This window comes from Tessaracoccus luoxuelianae (genome assembly GCF_054483915.1).
The window spans coordinates 2,651,913-2,669,759 of the sequence record NZ_CM137013.1 but is presented as its reverse complement, the minus strand read 5'-3'; the positions used below and the strand labels follow the sequence as shown (position 1 = coordinate 2,669,759).

The following is a 17,847-nucleotide window of genomic DNA, read 5'->3' as shown; positions in this document are numbered from 1 at the left end:
AGGTGGGGTGGTCACATCCCGGCGGCCCCGAGCAACGGCTGACAGGCGGGGCACCACCAGATGACCCGCTCCTGACCGGCCCTCGGATCCGCCACGGTGGTGGCCCCGCCGAGGGCTCCGCCCAGGATGGCCGCGCCACACCGTCGGCAGGGCCGGCCCTTCCGTCCGAAGACGAAGCTTGTCTGCCCCGGCCGGTGGTCGCCGGTGAAGGTCCGCACGGGGCTGGTGAGGTTGCCGTGCATGACGCGTCCCGCCAGGTTCACGACGGCCGAGGCGTCCGTCGCGCCCACCGGCGTGGCGGGGTGCACGCCCAGGAGGAAGCACAGCTCAGCGCGGTACTCGTTGCCCACCCCGGCCAGGACCCGCTGATCCAGGAGCGCCTCGCCCACGGTGCGCTCCGGGTGGGCCGCCAAGCGGCGCACGGCCTCGTCGCGGCCGGTGGGTGCCCAGCGGCCGGTGGTCAGCCAGTCCTCTGCCAGCGGATCCGGGCCGAGATGCCCCATCCGCGCCTGGAACTCGCCCGCGGGCCACAGCTCCACCAGGCCGAGCGAATGTCCGACCAGCTCGATGCCGCCGCTCACCCGCAGCACCACCCGGGCGGTGTGCGCGGGCAACCCCCATCGGGTGCCCGCCGGGTGGATGCGCCAGGTGCCGTCCATGCGCAGGTGGGTGTGCAGGATGCGTTCGTCGCAGCGCCAGAAGAGGTGTTTGCCGTGCGGCCACACCCGGGTGATCGTCGATCCGGTGAGGGTGGCGGTGGCCAGCGGTGGGACCCTGAACTGGCTGTCCTCGATGGTGCGTCCGACGAGGGGCTGGAGCCGCTCGGAGAGCCTCCAGACGGAATCGCCCTCAGGCACGCCCGGCCTCCAGCGTGAGGCCTTTCGGGGAGATCCGCCCGCCGGCGGCGCGCATGGCGGGCTCCAGCCCCGAGGCGCCCACGCGCTCGCCGTCGATCTCCTCGATCCGGAGACGCTCCATGCGCCCCTCCGCGATGGCCTGCAGGAGCGCGCGGGTGACCAGGGCCGCCCGCTCCTCGCGCGCGGCGGGGTCGCCGAAGAGCGTGAGCGTCCGCCCGCCGCGGGTGAGGTGCGCCAGGCACAGGCCGTCGGCCAGCACCACGAGCGCGCCCGCCGCGCGGGCCACTCGTGCGCTGGGATGCTCGGGCCACGGGAGGATGCTGCCGTAGGGATTGGCCGGATCGAGTGCGGCCAGTACCACCGGCGCCGGGTGCCCGGCTCCCGACGGCCACTGGCCGGCGTCGGGCGAATCAGCGAAACTGCGCACCTGCTCGATGACCTCGCGGGTGGAGAACTGGGCGCCGCCCAGCCCCTCCACCACGTAGCCGCGCATCACTGTGCCGGCCGTCTCCAGCTCGGAGAGGAGGCGGTAGGCCGCCGCGAAGCCACCGGGGGTGCCATCGGCGGTGACCCCGCCCCGGGTCACCACGCCGTGCCGCTCCAACCAGGCCGACGCCACAGCGATGGCCGCCTCGGGGGCCGCCAGGAGGGGATCCCGGACGCGGTACCAGCGGCCGGCGGCCGACGGCGGGGTGAGCGTGCCGCCACCCATGAGCAGGGCGCGCGACGGACGCGGCAGCCTGGCCCGACGGCGGGGGGAGGGGCGTGCCGCACGATGGGCCGCCCTGGAGCTCCCGCCGATCCGGGCGCGGACCGGAGACATGGATGCCGGGGCGATGGCTCCCTCCTCCGCGGCGCGCCAGAGCGCGTCGGCCAGCTCCGCGGTCGACCCCCCGAGCGCGAGGTGGAGGGCGGGGAAGGTGCCGTCACCGTCGGCCAGGGCGGCCGCGACAGCCAGCGACTCCGCCGACGGGGCGCCCTCGAAGGGACCGAGCAGGTCCAGATCCGTGGCCGGCACGAGCGCGACGAGCGGGTCCTGGGGGCCGGCCGAGCCGCGCACCCGGACCACCACCTCGGACTCGGCCAGCAGCGCGTCGAGGTGCGCGGGGGAGTATCTCGCGACCCGTGCGGGGAGCACCTGGGTCTCCCAGGCGCTGGCCGGGAGGACCGCGCCTGCCAGGCGTTGCAGCGCCAGGAGCACCTCGTCCGGGCTCGACGGGGGGCGGTCCGTCAGCTGATGGCTACCTGCCAGGAAGCGCGCGTAGGCGCTCTGCGACACGGGCTGCAGCTCGCGCCTGGCTGCGGCGAGGCTGCGGCCGCGCAGGCGGCGAAGGACCTCGGTGTCCACGTACTCCGGCTCGAGGACGCCCGGCGTGAAGCGGCCGGTGGTGAGGCGGCGGGCCGCGGCCTCGCGATCCAGCACCAGCGCCACCGTCGAAGGTCCGAGACCGAACGCGGCCGCGGCGTCGTGGGCGGTGAACGGGCCGTGGGTCCGGGCGAAGCGGGCCACGAGCTGGGTGAGGGGGTCGCGGCCCTCGGTGGGCGGCACGCTGTGGCCGTGCGGCACGGGGATGCCCAGCGCGTCGCGCAGCAGCCCCAGATCCGAGGGGGCCACCAGGTGCGGCGCGCCGGCGAGCCGGACGACGGCCACGCGGCCGCCCAGCGAGGCCAGCGCGTCGTCGAGATCCGGGACCGTGGTGCGGCACGCCAGATCGGTCAGCGGGATGGGCCCGAGGAGGCGGGGGAGTTCTGCCAGGTCGTCCGGCGTCGCGGCCCGGCGCTGCGGCGCGGTGTGCTGGAGCTCGGCCACCACCTGCTCCACGATGTCCGGATCCAGCAGCTCCCGCAGATCCAACGTGCCGAGTGCCGCCGCCAACAACTCCGGATCCATCGAGAGCATCGCGGCGCGCCGCTCGGCCAGCGGGGCGTCGCCGTCGTACATGAAGGCGCCGGTGTAGCGGAACAGGAGTGTCGCGGCGAAGGGGCTGGGCTGCTCCGTGGCCACCTCCACCAGCCGGACGCCCCCGGAGCGGAGGCCACGCATGAGGTCCACGAGGCCGGGCAGGTCGTAGACGTCCTGGGTGACCTCACGGACGGTCTCGATGATGATGGGAAACCGGGGATGGTGGCGGGCCACCTCCAGCAGGTGTGCGGCCCGTTGGCGCTGCTGCCACAGCGGCGCCCGCCGCCCGGGTGTGCGCCGGGGCAGCAACAGGGCCCGGGCCGCGCACTCCCGGAACCGCCCGGCGAACAGCGCGGTGCCGCCCACCTGGGACGTGACGATCCCGGTCACCTCGTCGGGATCCACCACCAGCAGCTCGGGCAGCCGGTCCACCGCATCGCAATCCGGTAGCCGCAGCACCACGCCGTCGTCCGAGACCACGGGCTGCACCTCCACCCCCGCCGCCCGCGACAGCGACTCGGCCATCACCAGGGCCCACGCGCCCAAAAGCCGCCGGCCGAGGGGGGAGTGCACCACCACGCGCCAATCGCCCAGCTCGTCGCGGAAGCGTTCGATCACGACGGTCGCGTCGTCCGGGAGTGTGCCGGTGGCGGCCCGCTGCTCCGCGACATAGGTGGCGAGGTTGGACCGGACGTTGGCGTCCAGCTGCGGAGAGTCAAGGCGGGCGGGGTTGCGGGAGATCTCCCTGGTCAGGCGGCCGATCTGGCGCCCCAACTCGGCCGGGCGCCCCTCGTCATCGCCGCGCCAGAACGGGAGCCGGCCTGTGCGGCCGGGCGCCGGGATGACTCGCACCTGATCCCGGGTGATCTCCTGGATCTGCCAGGCCGAGGCGCCGAGGGTGAACACGTCGCCCACCCGCGACTCGTAGACCATCTCCTCGTCCAGCTCGCCGACGCGCCGCGACCCCTGCTCGTCGGTGGCGAGGAAGACGCCGAACATGCCGCGGTCCGGGATGGTGCCGCCGGAGGTGGCGGCCAGGCGTAGCGCGCCCGGGCGTGGGTAGAGGCGCCCGTCGTCGCCGAGGATGAGCCTGGCCCGCAGCTCCCCGAAGTCTGCCGACGGGTAGGCGCCGGTCAGGAGTTCGACGACCGAGTCCAGCAGCGCGCGGTCCAGGCCCGCGTAGGGGTGGGCGCGGGTGATCATCGCGAACCAGGCGTCCACCTCGAGTCCCGCATCGCCGGCGGCCGCGGCCGCCGCGACCGTCTGCTGGGCCAGCACGTCCAGAGGGTGCCTCGGCACGCGGAGCTCCTCGATCTCGCCGGCCAGCATCCGCTCGGTGGTGACCACTGCTGGGGCGAGGTCGCCGCGGTGCAGGGGATAGACGTCCCCCGTCGAGACCGCCCCCACGACGTGCCCGGCGCGCCCGATGCGCTGCAGCGCGCTGGCCACCGACGGCGGGGCGCCCACCTGGATGACGCGGTCCACCGCGCCCATGTCGATGCCGAGCTCCAGGGAGCTGGTGGCCACCACGCAGCGCAGCTCCCCCGACTTGAGTGCCGCCTCGATCTCCGCGCGGGCCTCCTTGCTCACGGACCCGTGGTGGGCCCGCGCGATGACGGCCGGCGCGCCGCGGACGGTGTCCACCGGTGCCATCACCTGCGCGGGCGGGCGGTCCGGCGGCGGGGGGAGCGTGTCGGGTGCGTGCTCGGCGGCCCACAGCTCGTTGAGACGGCCGGTGAGGCGTTCGGCCACGCGTCGGGAGTTGGTGAACACGAGCGTGGAGCGGCCCTGCATGATGCTGCTGTACACCTGTTGCTCGATGTGGGGCCACAGCGAGGCGCCCGCCGGTCCGTCGACGGTGAGAGTGTCTGTGCCCGCGCCGCGCAGCAGGGGGTCCACCGGCGCCTCCGCACCGGGGGGCGGGCCGGGGTCCGTGATGTCTGGCACGGGGAGCCGGACGGAGACGTCCCACTCCTTGTGGGAGGGGGGAGCCACGACGGTGACCTGGCGGTCGCCGCCCAGGAAGGCGGCCACCCGCTCGATGGGGCGGACCGTCGCGGACAGCGCCACCCGCTGCACGTCGTGGCCCACCAGGGCGTCCAACCGCTCCAGGCTGAGCGCCAGGTGGCTGCCGCGCTTGGTGCCGGCCACGGCGTGGATCTCGTCGACGATGACCGTCTCCACCCCGGTCAGGGTGGCGCGCGCCGAACTGGTGAGCATGAGGTACAGCGATTCGGGCGTGGTGATGAGGATGTCCGGGGGGCGGCGCACCAGGGCGGCTCGCTCCCGTGCCGTCGTGTCTCCGCTGCGCACCCCCACCGTGACGTCCGCCAGCGGGACGCCGAGCCGTTCGGCCGTGAGCCGGATGCCGGTGAGCGGTGCGCGGAGGTTGCGCTCGATGTCCACGCCCAGCGCCTTGAGCGGCGACACGTAAACGACGGTGGTGCCCGGAGTGCGGGGATGCGCGGCGAGCCGGTCCAGCGCCCACAGGAACGCCGCGAGCGTCTTGCCGGACCCCGTCGGGGCGACGACCAGGGCGTGATCCCCGCGCGCGATCGTGGCCCAGGCTTCCGCCTGCACCGCCGTCGGTGCCTCGAAGACGCCGTCGAACCAGCCGCGCGTGGGCGCGGAGAAGACGGCTGATTCGCTCATGCGTAGAGTCTGCCACCGCCCTCCGACGGCTGAGTGAGGGTCTCCGGGGGGAACTCACCCTCAGGACTCACACTGGCCTCCTCCGGACACCCGGGGCACCGCGTCATGGCGCCCTTCCATCCGTGCGCGGACAGTGCGGAGGCGAGTTGGGTGGCCACCGCGCAGGGGGTCAGTTCCACGGCCCACCAGCCGTAGCGGAGGGTAACCGCGCCGAGTTGCAGCGCGTGCTCGTTGTCGCGCCACATGTCCTTCGACCAGTCGGTGTGATCGCGCATCCCGTCAAGCTCGACGATGATCCCCTCATCGTCGTAGATGCCATCCACCCGTCCCACGTGTGTGCTCGCCTGCCGTCGGGGTGTGGCGAGGCGGTGAGGCTCCAGCACTCGGGCGTGAAATCTCCACTCGAGGGCGCTCTCGATGCCGGTGTTCGCATGGGTGAGGAGTTGGGTGAGAACGGGGAGGTGCCCCGTCGAACGCCGCTGCCTCAGGGAGGTCTGCAGGCGTTCGGCAGTGGTGCGTCGGTTGGCGAGGGCGGATGCGAAGGCGGCGACGGTGGTGGTCTCGTCGCTCTCGTCGGCGAGATCCCACAGGGCCGCCTCTGCGGCAGTCCGAGGCGGGGTGCCCCTGCCGGCCCGTGGGCCGCGTCGGAAGTCGACGCGCCACTTCGCCACCTGCAGTGCGCCCCGCTGCCTGTCCGTCCACACCGTGAGTGAGGCCGGAGGATCCCTCAGGAACTTGTGCAGGTAAGCGGCGCCGGCTCCGCTGATGACGGCTGATGCGCCTCCTCGAAGGAGGCCAGCCCAGGCGGCCGATTCCCAGGTGGGTGAGTGGATGAGGTAGAGCTTGGGGGCGATGGTTGTCCATTCTCGCCGGAGGCGCCGCCGGACGTCGTCGCTGACTCCTGCGGCCGTGAGTTGAGCAGCCGAAAGGACGCCGGCCTGGTGCGCAGCGAGCTGGATGATCGAGGGCGGGATGCTCTGGCGGGGTCGCATCCCGTCAGTGTTGAACCGGAGGGCTTCGGAGGGAAGCGAATCTCAGGTCACGGACAACACTTCGGGCACAACGGACAACACCCCTGCGACCGGGTGTGAGTCCTGCGGGTGACTACCCCCACAGGACTCACACTGGCAGCTCAGTGGGCGTCGGTGGCCTCCACCTCCGCACCGTCGGTGGACCAGTTGACGTGGAACGATCCCTCGCGATCCACCCGTCGATAGGTGTGGGCGCCGAAGTAGTCGCGCAGGCCCTGCGTGAGGGCGGCGTTGAGGCGCGGCGCCCGGGCCTGGTCGTAGTGGGCCAGCGCCGACGAGAACCCGGGCACGGGGACACCCGCCCGGACCGCCTCCGCGACCACGGAGCGCCACGCGTCCTGCGCCTCCGCCAGCCCCGCCGCGACCGAGGGCGCCTCCAGCAGCGTCGCCAGCTGGCCGGCCGCGTACTCTGAGCGGATCCGCTCCAGCAGCTTGGCGCGGATGATGCAGCCGCCACGCCAGATCTTGGCCACCTCGCCCACGTTGATCTCCCAGCCGTACTCCTCGGCGGCCATGCGGATCTCGTCGAGCCCCTGGGCGTAGGCGACCACCTTGCTCGCCCACAGCGCCTGGCGGATCTGCTCGACGAACGCGGCGCGGTCATCGACCCCGATGGTGCCGGCCGGGCCGTGCAGCGCGGCCTGCGCCGCCCGTCGCAGCTCGGGCGACGACGAGATGGCCCGGGCGAACACCGACTCGGCGATGGTGTTGACCGGCGTGCCGAGGGTGAGCGCCGACTGCACCGTCCAGGTGCCAGTGCCCTTCATGCCGGCGGCGTCGACGATGACCTCCACCAGGGGACGGCCCGTGGAGTCATCAACCTTGCGCAGCACCTCCGAGGTGATCTCGATCAGGTAGGAGTCCAGGTCCCCGTCGTTCCAGGTGGCGAACGTGTCCGCCATCTCCTGGTGGCTGAGGCCGAGCGCCTTGAGCAGCTCGTAGGCCTCGCCGATGAACTGCATGTCGGCGTACTCGATGCCGTTGTGCACCATCTTGACGAAATGGCCCGCGCCGTCGCTGCCGATGTAGGTGCAGCAGGGCTCGCCGTCGACCTTCGCCGAGATCGACTCCAGGATGGGCCCCAGCGCCGCATAGGACTCCGGGGAGCCGCCCGGCATGATCGAGGGACCCTCGAGCGCCCCCACCTCGCCGCCGGAGATGCCCGCGCCCACGAAGTGCAGACCCAGCCCGCGTAGTTTTTCCTCGCGGCGCCTCGTGTCCTCGAAGAACGCGTTGCCGCCGTCGACGACGATGTCGCCGTCCTCCAGAAGCGGGAGGAGGGAGTCGATCGTGGCGTCCGTGCCCGCGCCCGCCTTGACCATGATGATGATCCGGCGGGGCCGCTCCAGGGAGGCGACGAAGTCCTCCAGTTCGGCGGACGGGCGGAAGTCGCCCTCGTGACCGTGCTCGGCGATCACGGCATCGGTCTTGGAGGTGGTGCGGTTGTACACCGCCACGCGGTGGCCGTTGCGGGCCAGGTTCCGCGCGAGATTCGAGCCCATCACCGCCATCCCGATCACGCCGATGTTGGCCGGCTGCGCCTCAGTCATATCGATCCCTTCGTCAGGAAGTCAGGTTCCCGACGAGCCTATCTGGCAGGATCGGAGGACGTCCCGGCCCACCAGCGATTGGATCCGCCATGCGCCTCACGACCACACTCTGGTTCGCCACCGAGGCGGAGCAGGCGGCCGCCCGCTACGTCGAGGTCTTCGGCGGCGCTGCCCCGCAGATCCACCGTGGGCCGGACGGGTCCGCCCTCGTGGTGGAGTTCACGGTTCTAGGCTGCCACTTCACGGCCATGAACGGCGCCCGGGTCGCGCCCAGCGAGGCGATCTCGTTCCAGGTGCCCTGCGACACCCAGGAGCAGATCGACACCTTCTCCGACGCGCTCATCGGCGAGGCGGGGGAGCAGCAGGCCTGCGGATGGCTTCGTGACCAGTTCGGCATCTCGTGGCAGATCCTGCCCGCGGAACTGCCCACGCTGATGGCGGACCCGGACTGGGGCCCGCATGTGATGAAGGAGCTCCTCACGATGCGTCGCATCGAGCTGCGCAGGCTGCTGGCCGCCGGCCACGTCGAGTAGGGCTCAGCGCGTCGGGCCCCCGAGCAGTCCCAGCCCGCCGATCACCTCGATGACCTCATCATCCAGCACCACCTCGACGGCGCGGCCGTCGTGCGGCATGCTCGCGGTCAGCGCGGGCGTGGTCAGGCGTAGTTCCTGATCGACCACCTCCAGGCGCACACCGTCGGCCGGCTCCAGCAGCCCCTCGGGAAGCCACGTGAAGCGCTCGCTCGATCCCTGAGGGGCGTGGCGGTCCAGGTCCGGGTGGGGCGTGAGGGTCAGCGTGTCGTCGACGATGCTCATCACGTACGGAAGCGAGAGGCAGCCTGTCCAGCCGTCGCCGCGCACCTCGCGGGTCCACGCCATCACGCATGGGCGGCCGTCGGCGTCACGGAAGACCGTGGGCGCGTAGTAGGTGCCGTAGGTCAACCGCCCCCACCTGCGGGCGGCGAATCGGCCGCCGGTGAAACCCCCGACGGCATACGCCGCGTAGTGCAGAGTGCCGGCCTCCCAGACCGAGGTGAGCATCACCCACGAACCGTCCACCTCGAACACCTGGGGGCACTCCCACAGCGCACCCATCCAGGCGCCCTCGTTCTCATCCTTGTGACGGCTGAGCGCGACACCGTCGTAGGTCCACGTCTCGCCGTCCCGGGAGACATAGCCGTGCATCATCGCGTGGCCCGAGCCCGAGTCGGAGCCCACCATCATCCGCCAGAGGTCTCCGTCGCGGAGGACGAAGGGGTCGCGGTAGTCCCTGATCCCCAGTCCCTCCGGCGGCGTCGCGACGACGGGCCCCTTCACCCAGGTGCGCAGGCCTTCGTCGACGGGGCGGGCGGTCCTGATGGAAGCCAGCCCGAGGACGGGCTCACGGGCCGAGGTGTAGTAGGCGATCAGTCCGCGCTCGTCCTCGACGATGCAGCCGGTCCAGATCCCCTCGTCGCCGTCGCCCGGCTCCAACGCGGAGCCCACGTAGCGCAGGCTGAACAGGTCCTCGCCGACGGCGTGGCCCCAGTGGATGGCCTTGTCCCATTCGGCGGTGGAGGGTGAGTGCTGGTGGAACAGGTGGTAGCCGTCCGGGCGGTGGATGACGCCGTGGGGGTCGTTGAGCCAGCCGTGGGGGGAGCGGTAGTGCAGCCTCATGCCGCGAGCCTAGGGCGAACCGGCCGGTCCGGGTGGCAAAAAGTCACCTTCACCAACATTGAACAAACCCTAGACAAAGGCGGCTTTTCGTTGCTGTCCTGATCCTCGGCTGGGCTTGCCCGGCAGCCTCCGCGACCCTCCCGAACCCCCCGTCGGGAACGGTCGCGGAGGCTGCCTCTGTCTTGGCTGATGCGTTCTCTACAGGTTGGTCATCCGGTCCAACTCCTCGGGGTACCGGGCGCCCGTGATGACGATCCGATCGGCGGCATCCCGAATCTCGGCCAGCTGCGAGTCGCTGAGCTGGACGGCCGCGGCGCCGACGTTCTCCTCGAGGCGCTGAATGCGCTTGGTGCCCGGGATGGGAACCATCCACGGCCTCTGATGGAGGACCCACTGCAACGCGAGCTGCGCGGGCGTGCAGCCAACCTCGGCCGCCACCTGGTTCAGCTTCTCGACCAGCGCAAGGTTGGCCTGCAGGGCCTCGCCCTGGAAGCGGGGTGTCCGGCCGCGGAAGTCGGTCTCGGTGAACGTGGTCGACGCGTCGATGGTGCCGGTGAGGAAGCCCTTGCCGAGCGGGCTGAACGGGACCATCCCGATGCCCAGCTCCTCGAGCACGGGGATGACATCCTGCTCGCGGTCGCGCCACCACATGGAGTATTCGCTCTGTACCGCCGCCACCGGCTGGACGGCGTGTGCCCGCCGGATCGTCGCGGCGGACGCCTCGGACAGCCCGAAGTGAAGCACCTTGCCGGCGTCGATCAGCTCCTTGACGGTGCCTGCCACCTCCTCGATGGGGACGCTGGTGTCTACACGGTGCTGGTAGTACAGGTCGATGTGGTCCGTGCGCAGCCGGCGCAGGGAGTGCTCCACCGCGCGTCGGATGCTGTCCGGGCGGCTGCAGACGCCTCCCGCGGGGACCCCGTTCTCCTCGAAGGCGAACCCGAACTTGGTGGCGATCTTCACCTGGTCGCGCACCGGTTCCAGGGCCTTCCCCACCAGGTCCTCGTTGGTGAAGGGGCCGTAGACCTCGGCGGTGTCGAAGAGGGTGACCCCGAGGTCGACGGCGCGCCGGATCAGGGCGATCGCCTCCTCGCGGGGAACGTTCGCGGTGGCGCCGTAGGCGCCGGTGAGGCTCATGCAGCCCAGGCCGATCTCGCTGACGACCAGTCCTTGGCCGAGGGTACGTTGCAGCATGTTTCTCCTTGTGGTGCGTGTGAATGCGGGGTGGCTGCTGCCGAGGGGGTACGTCCTTCGTGATCCACCCAGGCCACGGTATGTCGCTGGGCGCGATGGTGGGAGGCTCTGTCAGTACCAGGGACCGGCGCTGCGCCGTCGACGGAGGGTCGTGGGCACCGCGTAGAGTGGGTGGGAATCCGTGGGGGCATCCGGAGGTTAGCCGTGAATGATTCAACCGTCGTGAAAGGCTTGTGCCGTGCAGAACCCATCTGACCTTTACCGCTTCACCACCGAGGCGGGCCGCAACGATCCGGGTTCAGGCGTGCTTCTGGTGGCGCTGGGGGCCTTCATCGACGCAGGCCAGGTCCAGGGCATGCTCAGCGAGCACCTCATCGGGACCGGCAACGCCGAGGTGGTCGCCTCCTTCGACGTCGACCAGCTCTTCGACTACCGGGGCCGCCGCCCGGTGATGATCTTCGACACCAACAGGTGGGCGGAGTACGAGGCCCCCGCCATCGTGCTGCACCGGCTGACGGACCGCGACGGGCACGGGTACCACCTCCTCACCGGACCGGAGCCGGACTTCCAGTGGGGCCGGATGGTCGAGGCCATCCGCGAGATCGTCGCCGCGCTGGGGGTCACGCTGGTGGTCACCGTCAACGGGATCCCCATGGGGGTGCCGCACACCAGGCCCGTGGGGATCACTGCGCACGCCACGGACGCCACCCTCATCGGTGAGGTGAAGTCGCCGTTCGGCCGCGTGCAGGTGCCCGCCTCGATCGGCGCCCTCCTCGAGCTGCGTCTGGGCCAGGCCGGGCACCGCGCCGCCGGCTTCGCCGTTCACGTCCCGCACTACCTCGCTGCCTCGGAGTTCGCCGAGGGGGCCCTGGCGGCGCTCAACGCGATCGTCGACCTGACGGGGCTCAACCTGCCCAATGACGCCCTCGTCGCGAAGGCCGAAGCCACCCGTCGCGCCATCGCCGCCGAGGTGGAAGGCAATGACGAGATCAGCGCAATCGTGGCCGCACTGGAGCAGCAGTACGACGCGTTCGTCCAGGGGCAGCACCTGCCGAACCTGTGGGCCGAGGGCTCGCAGATCCCTTCGGCCGATCAGCTCGGCGCCGAGTTCGAGAACTTCCTGCGGACGGTCTCCGACGACGAGACCGACTGACGCTCTCGGGCTAGCAGTGGCGGACCCTCAGTCCTGGGCCCTCCGATAGATTTCGCGGCCGCGCAGATAGGTGGCCTCGACGGGGTCCGGAAGGTCGCGGCCGTGATACGGGTTGTTGCGGCTGAGCGACGCCGAAGCGTCGCGGTCCACCGGCGCGCGGCGGGTGGGGTGCACGAGCACGACGTTGGCCGGCTCGCCCACGGCAAGGGGCCTGCCCTGCCCGTCGAGGCGCGCGACGCTCGCGGGCGTGTGGCTCATCCGCTCCGCGACCCCCGCCCAGTCCAGGCGGCCCGGGAGCACCATCGTCTCGATCACCACCGAGAGCGCCTGCTCCAGCCCGATCATCCCCGGCTTCGCGTCGACGAAGGCGTGATCCTTGTCCTGAGGGGCGTGCGGGGCGTGGTCCGTGCCCACCACGTCGATGGTGCCGTCCGCCAGCGCGGCGCGGAGCGACTCGATGTGCTCGGGCGTCCGCAGCGGGGGGTTGACCTTGTAGACGGTGTCGTAGCCCTCGAGCTCCTCGGTGCCCAGCAGCAGGTGGTGCGGGGTCACCTCGGCGGTCACGTCGATGCCGCGGGCCTTGGCCCAGCGCACCACCTCGACGCCCTCGGCCGAGGTGATGTGGCATACGTGCAGCCGCGACCCTGTCGTCTCCGCCAGCATCGCGTCGCGCGCGATGATGGTGGCCTCGGCCACCGGCGGCCACCCGCCCAGCCCGAGCCGGCCGGAGATCTCGCCCTCATGGCAGCAGGCGCCCGGCCCTGCCAGGTTGGACTCCTGTGAGTGCTGGGCGATCACGCCGCCGAACGGCTTGACCCACTCCAGCGCCCGCCGCATCAGCGCCGCGTTCTGGATGCACATGCCGTCGTCGGAGAACACCGTGACCTTGGCCCTGGAGCGGTTCATCAGCCCCAATTCGGCGAGCTCCTCGCCGCGCAGGCCCTTCGAGATCGCGCCGATGACAGCTATGTCGACGAGGCCCGCCGCGACACCGAGGTCGTGCACGTGCTCGGCCTTCTCCGCCGTGTCCGTCACCGGTTGCGTGTTGGCCATCGCCAGGACCGCGGTGAATCCTCCGCGGGCCGCGGCCCGAGCACCGCTGGCCACGGTTTCCGCGTCCTCCCGGCCGGGCTCACGCAGGTGCGTGTGCACGTCCACCAGACCGGGCAGGGCGATCAGGCCGTCGCAGTCGACGACGGTGGCCTCCCCGGAGGGAGAATCGACGAACACGCCGTCCTCGATCACCAGATCCGTGCGGGTGCCATCGGGGAGCTGCACCCCGCGGAGCACTGTTGCCGTCATGACTGTTCCTCTCCAGCGAGCAGGTGGTAGAGCACGCTCATCCGCACCGCGACCCCGGACGAAACCTGGTCCAGGATGATGGAGCGTGCCGAGTCGGCTGCCGCCGACGAGATTTCAAGACCGCGGTTCATCGGCCCTGGGTGTGCGATGCAGGCGCCGTCCTTGAGCATCGCCAGGCGGCGGGGCGTGAGCCCGTAGCCGTCGATGTACTCGCGTTCGGAGGGGAAGAAGCCGCCGCTCATCCGCTCGCGTTGCACGCGCAGCATCATCACCACGTCCGCCCCGGGAAGCACCGGGTCGAGCTCGTGGCTCACCTCGACGCCCCAGTTCTCCACGCCCGGCGGCAGCAGCGTCGGCGGCGCCACCAGCACGACGGAGGCGCCCAGCTTCGCCCACAACAGCACGTTCGAGCGGACCACCCGCGAGTGGAGCAGATCACCGGTGATGGCCACCCGCTTCCCCGCGACCTCACCCAGCCCGTGCCGGGCGAAGTGCCGGCGCACCGCGTGCGCGTCCAGCAGCGCCTGTGTGGGGTGCTCGTGCGTGCCGTCGCCGGCGTTGATCATCGACGCGCGCACCCACCCAGCAGCCTGGCGCACCGCGCCGGAACCGGAGTGCCGCATGACGATGGCGTCCACGCCCATCGCGTCGAGGGTGAGCAGCGTGTCGCGCATCGACTCACCCTTGGACACCGAGGAGCCCTTGGCCGCGACATTGATCGCATCCGCCGACAGCCACTTGGCGGCCAGCTCGAACGACGAGCGGGTGCGGGTGGAGTCCTCGAAGAACAGATTGACGACGGTGCGGCCTCGCAGCGCGGGGAGCTTCTTGATGGGCCGGGACTGCACGTCGTGCATCTCCACGGCCAGATCCAGGATGGAGGTGATCTCCTCGGCGCTGAGGTCCGCGATGCTGAGAAGGTGCTTCACTGGGCCGTCCGTTCGATGGTCACGAGGTCCTCGCCGTCGATCTCGCGCAGCGTCACGCGGACACGCTCCGCGCGGGCCGTGGGCAGGTGCTTGCCCACCACGTCGGCCTGGATGGGGAGCTCGCGCAGGCCGCGGTCCACGAGCGTGACGAGTTGGATGGCGCGTGGGCGTCCGAGGTCGGCCAGCGCGTGCAGCGCAGCCTGGACGGTGCGGCCGGAGTAGAGCACGTCGTCGACGAGCACCACCACCTTCCCGTCGACGCTCTCTGGCAGCACCGTGCGGCCGACGGGCCGGGTGGGCTGCGCGCGGAGATCATCGCGGTACATGGTGATGTCCAGCCGGCCCACCGGAAGCCGGTGCCCCTGGGACGCCGCGATCGCGGCCAGCCGCTCGGCCAGCGGGGCGCCGCGGGTGAGAATCCCGAGCAGGATCACCCCGTCGGCGCCGTGGTTGCGCTCCAGGATCTCGTGGGTCATCCGGGTCATCGCGTAGGACATGTCGTCGGCGGTCATCACCGTTCGCGGGGCCTGTTCCATCGCACCTCCTAGTCGAGGGAAATCTATCGCACCCGGCCCTCCGCCCGAGCCGGGAGTCTGTCCCGGTGGGCGCTCTTCGGCTAGAGTGCCCCCATGATTCTGCTCCCCCTTGAGGTCCTCCCAGGCTGGCCCCAGCCGGAGCCGGCGTCTGATCTGACGCTGCTCATGCTGACCGTCATCCTCCCCTTGGCCTTCGGTGCCATCGTCACCCTGCTGGCCTTCGGTCCGAAGCTCGCCCGCAAGCAGCGCGAGGAGCATGCGCGCGCCGCCGAGCTGGAGCCCGTGCGCAAGCTCTGAGCACCCTCGTACGACGACGGAGGGGCGGACCGCTGATGGTCCGCCCCTCCGTCGTCGTTTCGTCTTGTCACCCCTCGGCGCGGCTCCTGGCCTGCGCGCGCAGCGCACGCTTGGCCTCGTCCAGCCGCTCGGTGACGGCGCGCTTCACCTGTTCGCTCGGCTCGTTGTCCACCAGCCACGCGTCGACGGTGGCCACCAGCCCTTCATCCACCAGGGGCGTCGGGAACAACCAGCGCAGTGCGGTGCCGATGGTGGCGTACCCGCGATCCGCCCAGGTGCCCTCGCGGCGCGAGATCTTCCCCAACAGGTCCAGGTACGCGGCCGGGTAGGGCTCAAGCACGTCGTCCTGGCCGTACCGCCAGAAGCCCATGCACAGCGCGCGGTGGGTCTCGTTCGGGATCGAGGGGTCGTCGGTGGCGCGCGTCCACGCCTCCATCTTCGCCTCGACGGTGGGCAGCGACGCGCCCGCCCCGGCTGCCTGTTCGGCGCCCGCGGAGGTCTTGTCCCGCTCGAGCTCGGCCGCGATCTCGTCCTCGCCGATGGCGCCCAGCTTGGCCAGCGCCGAGGTGATGGCCCACCGCATGGCCGTGTCGATGGCCAGCCCCTCCGGGACCTCCTCGTCGACGAGCCAGCCCTTGAGCAGCGTCACCCCGGCGTCGGCCCGGATGCTGGCGATGAGCGCCTTGGCGATGAGCACCTGCTCGTCGGAACCGGCCGGCGCACCCTTGAGCAGCCTGGCCAGGCCCGCCACGAGCTTGACGTTGGCCTCCTCGCGCAGCTCGGGCGCCGTGAACGACAGCGACGCGGTGACCGCCTGCCCGAGCAGGGTGGAGACCGCGGCCATGTCGTGCTCGCTCGGCAGCCCGGCGAGCACCAGCGCCACGTAGTCCTGGGCGCGCAGGTCGGCGTCGCGCGTCATCTCCCAGAAGGAGGTGAACGCGACGGCGCGGGCCAGCGGATCCGAGAGCCCGCCAATGTGCTCCACCAGCGTGGCCGCCGACGCCGCGTCCAGGCGCACCTTGGCGTAGGTGAGGTCTCCGTCGTTGAGGAGGACGACGTCGCCCCTCTCCACGCCGACGAGCTCAGGCAGCTCGGTGCGCTCCCCGGAGATGTCCACCTCGGCGTAGTGGCTCCTGGTGAGGGCGCCGTCGGCCAGGGAATACAGCCCGACGCCCAGCCGGTGCGTGCGGAGCGTGGGCCACCCGGGGTGCGCGCTCTGCGTCACCGCGAAGCGCGTGAAGCGGCCCTCGTCGTCGACGTCGAAGTCCGCGGAGAGGGTGTTGACGCCTGAGGTCTCCAGCCACTGCGCCGAGAACCAGGACAGGTCGCGGCCGGAGGCCTCCTCCAGCTCGTCGAGCAGGTCCGAGAGCTCGGTGTTGCCGTAGGCGTGCTTGCGGAAGTACTGCGTGACGCCAGCGAGGAACGCGTCGCTGCCCACCAGCGAGACCAGCAGCTTGAGCACGGAGGCGCCCTTGGCGTAGGTGATGCCGTCGAAGTTCTGCTCCACCTTCTCCAGGTCCGACATGTCCGCCGCGATCGGGTGCGTGGTGGACAGCTGGTCCTGCAGGTAGGCCCACGCCTTGCGCTCGTTGCTGAAGGAGGCCCACGGGTCGGCGCCGGTGCCGAAGGCTTCGGCGATCTCCGCGTTGGCGAAGTGGGAGGCCCACTCGGCGAACGACTCGTTGAGCCACAGGTCGTCCCACCACCGCATGGTGACCAGATCGCCGAACCACATGTGGGCCAGCTCGTGGAGGATGGTGTTGTCGCGGGCGTCGAGCTCGCGGCTGGTCACGCGGGAGCGGAACAGGTACTCGTCTCGGAACGTGACGCAGCCCGCGTTCTCCATGGCGCCGGCGTTGAACTCCGGCACGAAGATCTGGTCGTAGGTGCCGAACGGGTATGCCACGCCGAAGGCGGTCTCGAACACTTCGAACCCGCGCTGCGTGGTGGTGAGGATCCTGTCGAAGTCCAGGTACTGGGCCAGGGACTGACGGCAGGCCACCGAGGCCGGCACCTCGCCGGCGGCGGAGGCGATCACGCCGCGCTGGACGTGGAAGTCTCCGGCCACGAGGGCGGTGATGTAGGTGGAGATCCGCGGGGTCGCGTCGTGCTCGAAGCGGCCGAAGCCGTCGCCGATGTCCGAGGGCGCCACGCTCGGGGCGTTGGTGAACACCAGCCACTCGACGGGGGCGAGCACGGTGAGCTGGAAGGTTGCCTTCTGATCCGGCTGCTCGGCGGTGGCGTACATGCGCCGCGCATCCGCTGCCTCGAACTGCGTGTAGAGGTAGGTGCGACCGTCGGCCGGGTCGATGAAGCGGTGGAGGCCCTCGCCAGAATTGGAGTAGCGGCACACCGCGAGGACGACCACCTCGTGGGGCCCCTCGTCGAGGTGCGGCAGCGGGAGGCGGTAGCCGTCGTAGCCGGAGGTGTCGAGCGGCTCGCCGTCGACCGTGGCCTCACGCACCTCGTCGGCGATCAGGTCCAGGTGGGTCTGTCCGCCGTGCCCGGTGAGGGCCAGCGACGTCGTCGAGACGAATTGACGCTCGGGGTCGGCGACGTCGCGCCCGGTGAGGTCCACCGTGACCCGGTAGGCCTCCGTCGAGATGATGCGCGACCGCTCCGACGCCTCGTCGCGGGTGATGTTCGCCGTACCCATCTGGGCCTCCTCGTTCATGGTTACGACGCCCAGCCGTGGCGGGACGCCTCTCACTGGACCCCATTCTGATGGTCATTCGCCCTGTGGCGTGGGATTTGGGTGGTCGAATCGCCCGTGATGGTGGAACCATGG

At 71.2% G+C, this 17,847-nt stretch carries 13 protein-coding genes; 3 read left to right on the top strand and 10 right to left on the bottom strand.

Features of this window, described 5'->3' with window-relative positions; translation table 11 throughout:
- Positions 1–11 precede the first annotated feature (11 nt).
- From ACX1D1_RS12225 to gnd, 4 genes are all read right to left on the bottom strand, one after another.
- Complete coding sequence (locus ACX1D1_RS12225) at positions 12–857, bottom strand: DNA-formamidopyrimidine glycosylase family protein (protein ID WP_459054728.1); 846 nt, start codon at positions 855–857, stop codon at positions 12–14.
- Positions 850–5,412: an ATP-dependent helicase gene (locus ACX1D1_RS12220; protein ID WP_459054727.1), complete on the bottom strand. Its 4,563-nt coding sequence runs from the start codon at positions 5,410–5,412 to the stop codon at positions 850–852. The genes ACX1D1_RS12225 and ACX1D1_RS12220 overlap by 8 nt, the downstream gene beginning before the upstream one ends.
- Entirely contained in the window at positions 5,409–6,404 is a 996-nt protein-coding gene (locus tag ACX1D1_RS12215) for a putative endonuclease domain-containing protein (RefSeq protein ID WP_459054726.1), read from the bottom strand. The genes ACX1D1_RS12220 and ACX1D1_RS12215 overlap by 4 nt, the downstream gene beginning before the upstream one ends.
- A gap of 140 nt (positions 6,405–6,544) precedes the next feature.
- The gene (gene gnd, locus ACX1D1_RS12210) at positions 6,545–7,999 is read right to left on the bottom strand and encodes an NADP-dependent phosphogluconate dehydrogenase (RefSeq protein ID WP_459056584.1); all 1,455 of its coding nucleotides are present in this window, start codon (positions 7,997–7,999) and stop codon (positions 6,545–6,547) included.
- A gap of 83 nt (positions 8,000–8,082) precedes the next feature.
- On the opposite strand from gnd, the gene ACX1D1_RS12205 reads away from it, so the two are divergent.
- Complete coding sequence (locus ACX1D1_RS12205; RefSeq protein ID WP_182783636.1) at positions 8,083–8,526, top strand: VOC family protein; 444 nt, start codon at positions 8,083–8,085, stop codon at positions 8,524–8,526.
- Between the two features lie 3 nt (positions 8,527–8,529).
- Here ACX1D1_RS12205 and ACX1D1_RS12200 read toward each other — a convergent pair whose 3' ends face one another.
- Together ACX1D1_RS12200 and ACX1D1_RS12195 are read right to left on the bottom strand one after the other, a co-directional pair.
- Positions 8,530–9,648: a glycoside hydrolase family 32 protein gene (locus ACX1D1_RS12200; protein WP_459054725.1), complete on the bottom strand. Its 1,119-nt coding sequence runs from the start codon at positions 9,646–9,648 to the stop codon at positions 8,530–8,532.
- Between the two features lie 198 nt (positions 9,649–9,846).
- Positions 9,847–10,842 (bottom strand): aldo/keto reductase, encoded by a 996-nt coding sequence (locus ACX1D1_RS12195; protein WP_459054724.1) that lies wholly within the window; start codon positions 10,840–10,842, stop codon positions 9,847–9,849.
- 238 nt (positions 10,843–11,080) lie between these two features.
- Here ACX1D1_RS12195 and ACX1D1_RS12190 point away from each other — a divergent pair, with 238 nt between their 5' ends.
- Entirely contained in the window at positions 11,081–11,995 is a 915-nt protein-coding gene (locus ACX1D1_RS12190) for a proteasome assembly chaperone family protein (protein WP_459054723.1), read from the top strand.
- Positions 11,996–12,022: 27 nt separating this feature from the next.
- Here the strand turns inward: ACX1D1_RS12190 and ACX1D1_RS12185 are convergent, their stop codons facing one another.
- From ACX1D1_RS12185 to pyrR, 3 genes are read right to left on the bottom strand one after another with little or no spacing between them, the layout of a single operon-like run.
- Positions 12,023–13,297, bottom strand: a complete 1,275-nt coding sequence (locus ACX1D1_RS12185; RefSeq protein ID WP_459054722.1) for a dihydroorotase — start codon at positions 13,295–13,297, stop codon at positions 12,023–12,025.
- Positions 13,294–14,226, bottom strand: coding sequence for an aspartate carbamoyltransferase catalytic subunit (locus tag ACX1D1_RS12180; protein ID WP_459054721.1), 933 nt, complete (start codon positions 14,224–14,226; stop codon positions 13,294–13,296). The genes ACX1D1_RS12185 and ACX1D1_RS12180 overlap by 4 nt, the downstream gene beginning before the upstream one ends.
- Positions 14,223–14,762 carry a bifunctional pyr operon transcriptional regulator/uracil phosphoribosyltransferase PyrR gene (gene pyrR, locus ACX1D1_RS12175; RefSeq protein ID WP_182799392.1) on the bottom strand — a complete coding sequence of 180 codons (540 nt, stop codon included), beginning with the start codon at positions 14,760–14,762 and terminating at the stop codon, positions 14,223–14,225. Before pyrR ends, ACX1D1_RS12180 begins: the two co-directional genes overlap by 4 nt.
- Before the next feature lie 93 nt (positions 14,763–14,855).
- Here pyrR and ACX1D1_RS12170 point away from each other — a divergent pair, with 93 nt between their 5' ends.
- A complete protein-coding gene (locus ACX1D1_RS12170; protein WP_182799393.1) occupies positions 14,856–15,059 on the top strand; it encodes a hypothetical protein in 204 nt (67 codons plus the stop codon).
- A 67-nt stretch (positions 15,060–15,126) separates the two neighbouring features.
- On the opposite strand, the gene pepN is transcribed toward ACX1D1_RS12170, so the two are convergent.
- Positions 15,127–17,733, bottom strand: coding sequence for an aminopeptidase N (pepN, locus tag ACX1D1_RS12165; RefSeq protein WP_459054720.1), 2,607 nt, complete (start codon positions 17,731–17,733; stop codon positions 15,127–15,129).
- Between the last annotated feature and the right edge of the window lie 114 nt (positions 17,734–17,847).

What these genes read in the sequence shown, in the direction of transcription:
- ACX1D1_RS12220 (WP_459054727.1), bottom strand. Translation starts at nt 5,412, where the DNA reads ATGAGCGAATCAGCCGTCTTCTCCGCGCCCACGCGCGGCTGGTTCGAC.
- ACX1D1_RS12215 (WP_459054726.1), bottom strand. Translation starts at nt 6,404, where the DNA reads ATGCGACCCCGCCAGAGCATCCCGCCCTCGATCATCCAGCTCGCTGCG.
- ACX1D1_RS12205 (WP_182783636.1), top strand. Translation starts at nt 8,083, where the DNA reads ATGCGCCTCACGACCACACTCTGGTTCGCCACCGAGGCGGAGCAGGCG.
- ACX1D1_RS12200 (WP_459054725.1), bottom strand. Translation starts at nt 9,648, where the DNA reads ATGAGGCTGCACTACCGCTCCCCCCACGGCTGGCTCAACGACCCCCAC.
- ACX1D1_RS12195 (WP_459054724.1), bottom strand. Translation starts at nt 10,842, where the DNA reads ATGCTGCAACGTACCCTCGGCCAAGGACTGGTCGTCAGCGAGATCGGC.
- ACX1D1_RS12185 (WP_459054722.1), bottom strand. Translation starts at nt 13,297, where the DNA reads ATGACGGCAACAGTGCTCCGCGGGGTGCAGCTCCCCGATGGCACCCGC.
- pyrR (WP_182799392.1), bottom strand. Translation starts at nt 14,762, where the DNA reads ATGGAACAGGCCCCGCGAACGGTGATGACCGCCGACGACATGTCCTAC.
- ACX1D1_RS12170 (WP_182799393.1), top strand. Translation starts at nt 14,856, where the DNA reads ATGATTCTGCTCCCCCTTGAGGTCCTCCCAGGCTGGCCCCAGCCGGAG.
- pepN (WP_459054720.1), bottom strand. Translation starts at nt 17,733, where the DNA reads ATGAACGAGGAGGCCCAGATGGGTACGGCGAACATCACCCGCGACGAG.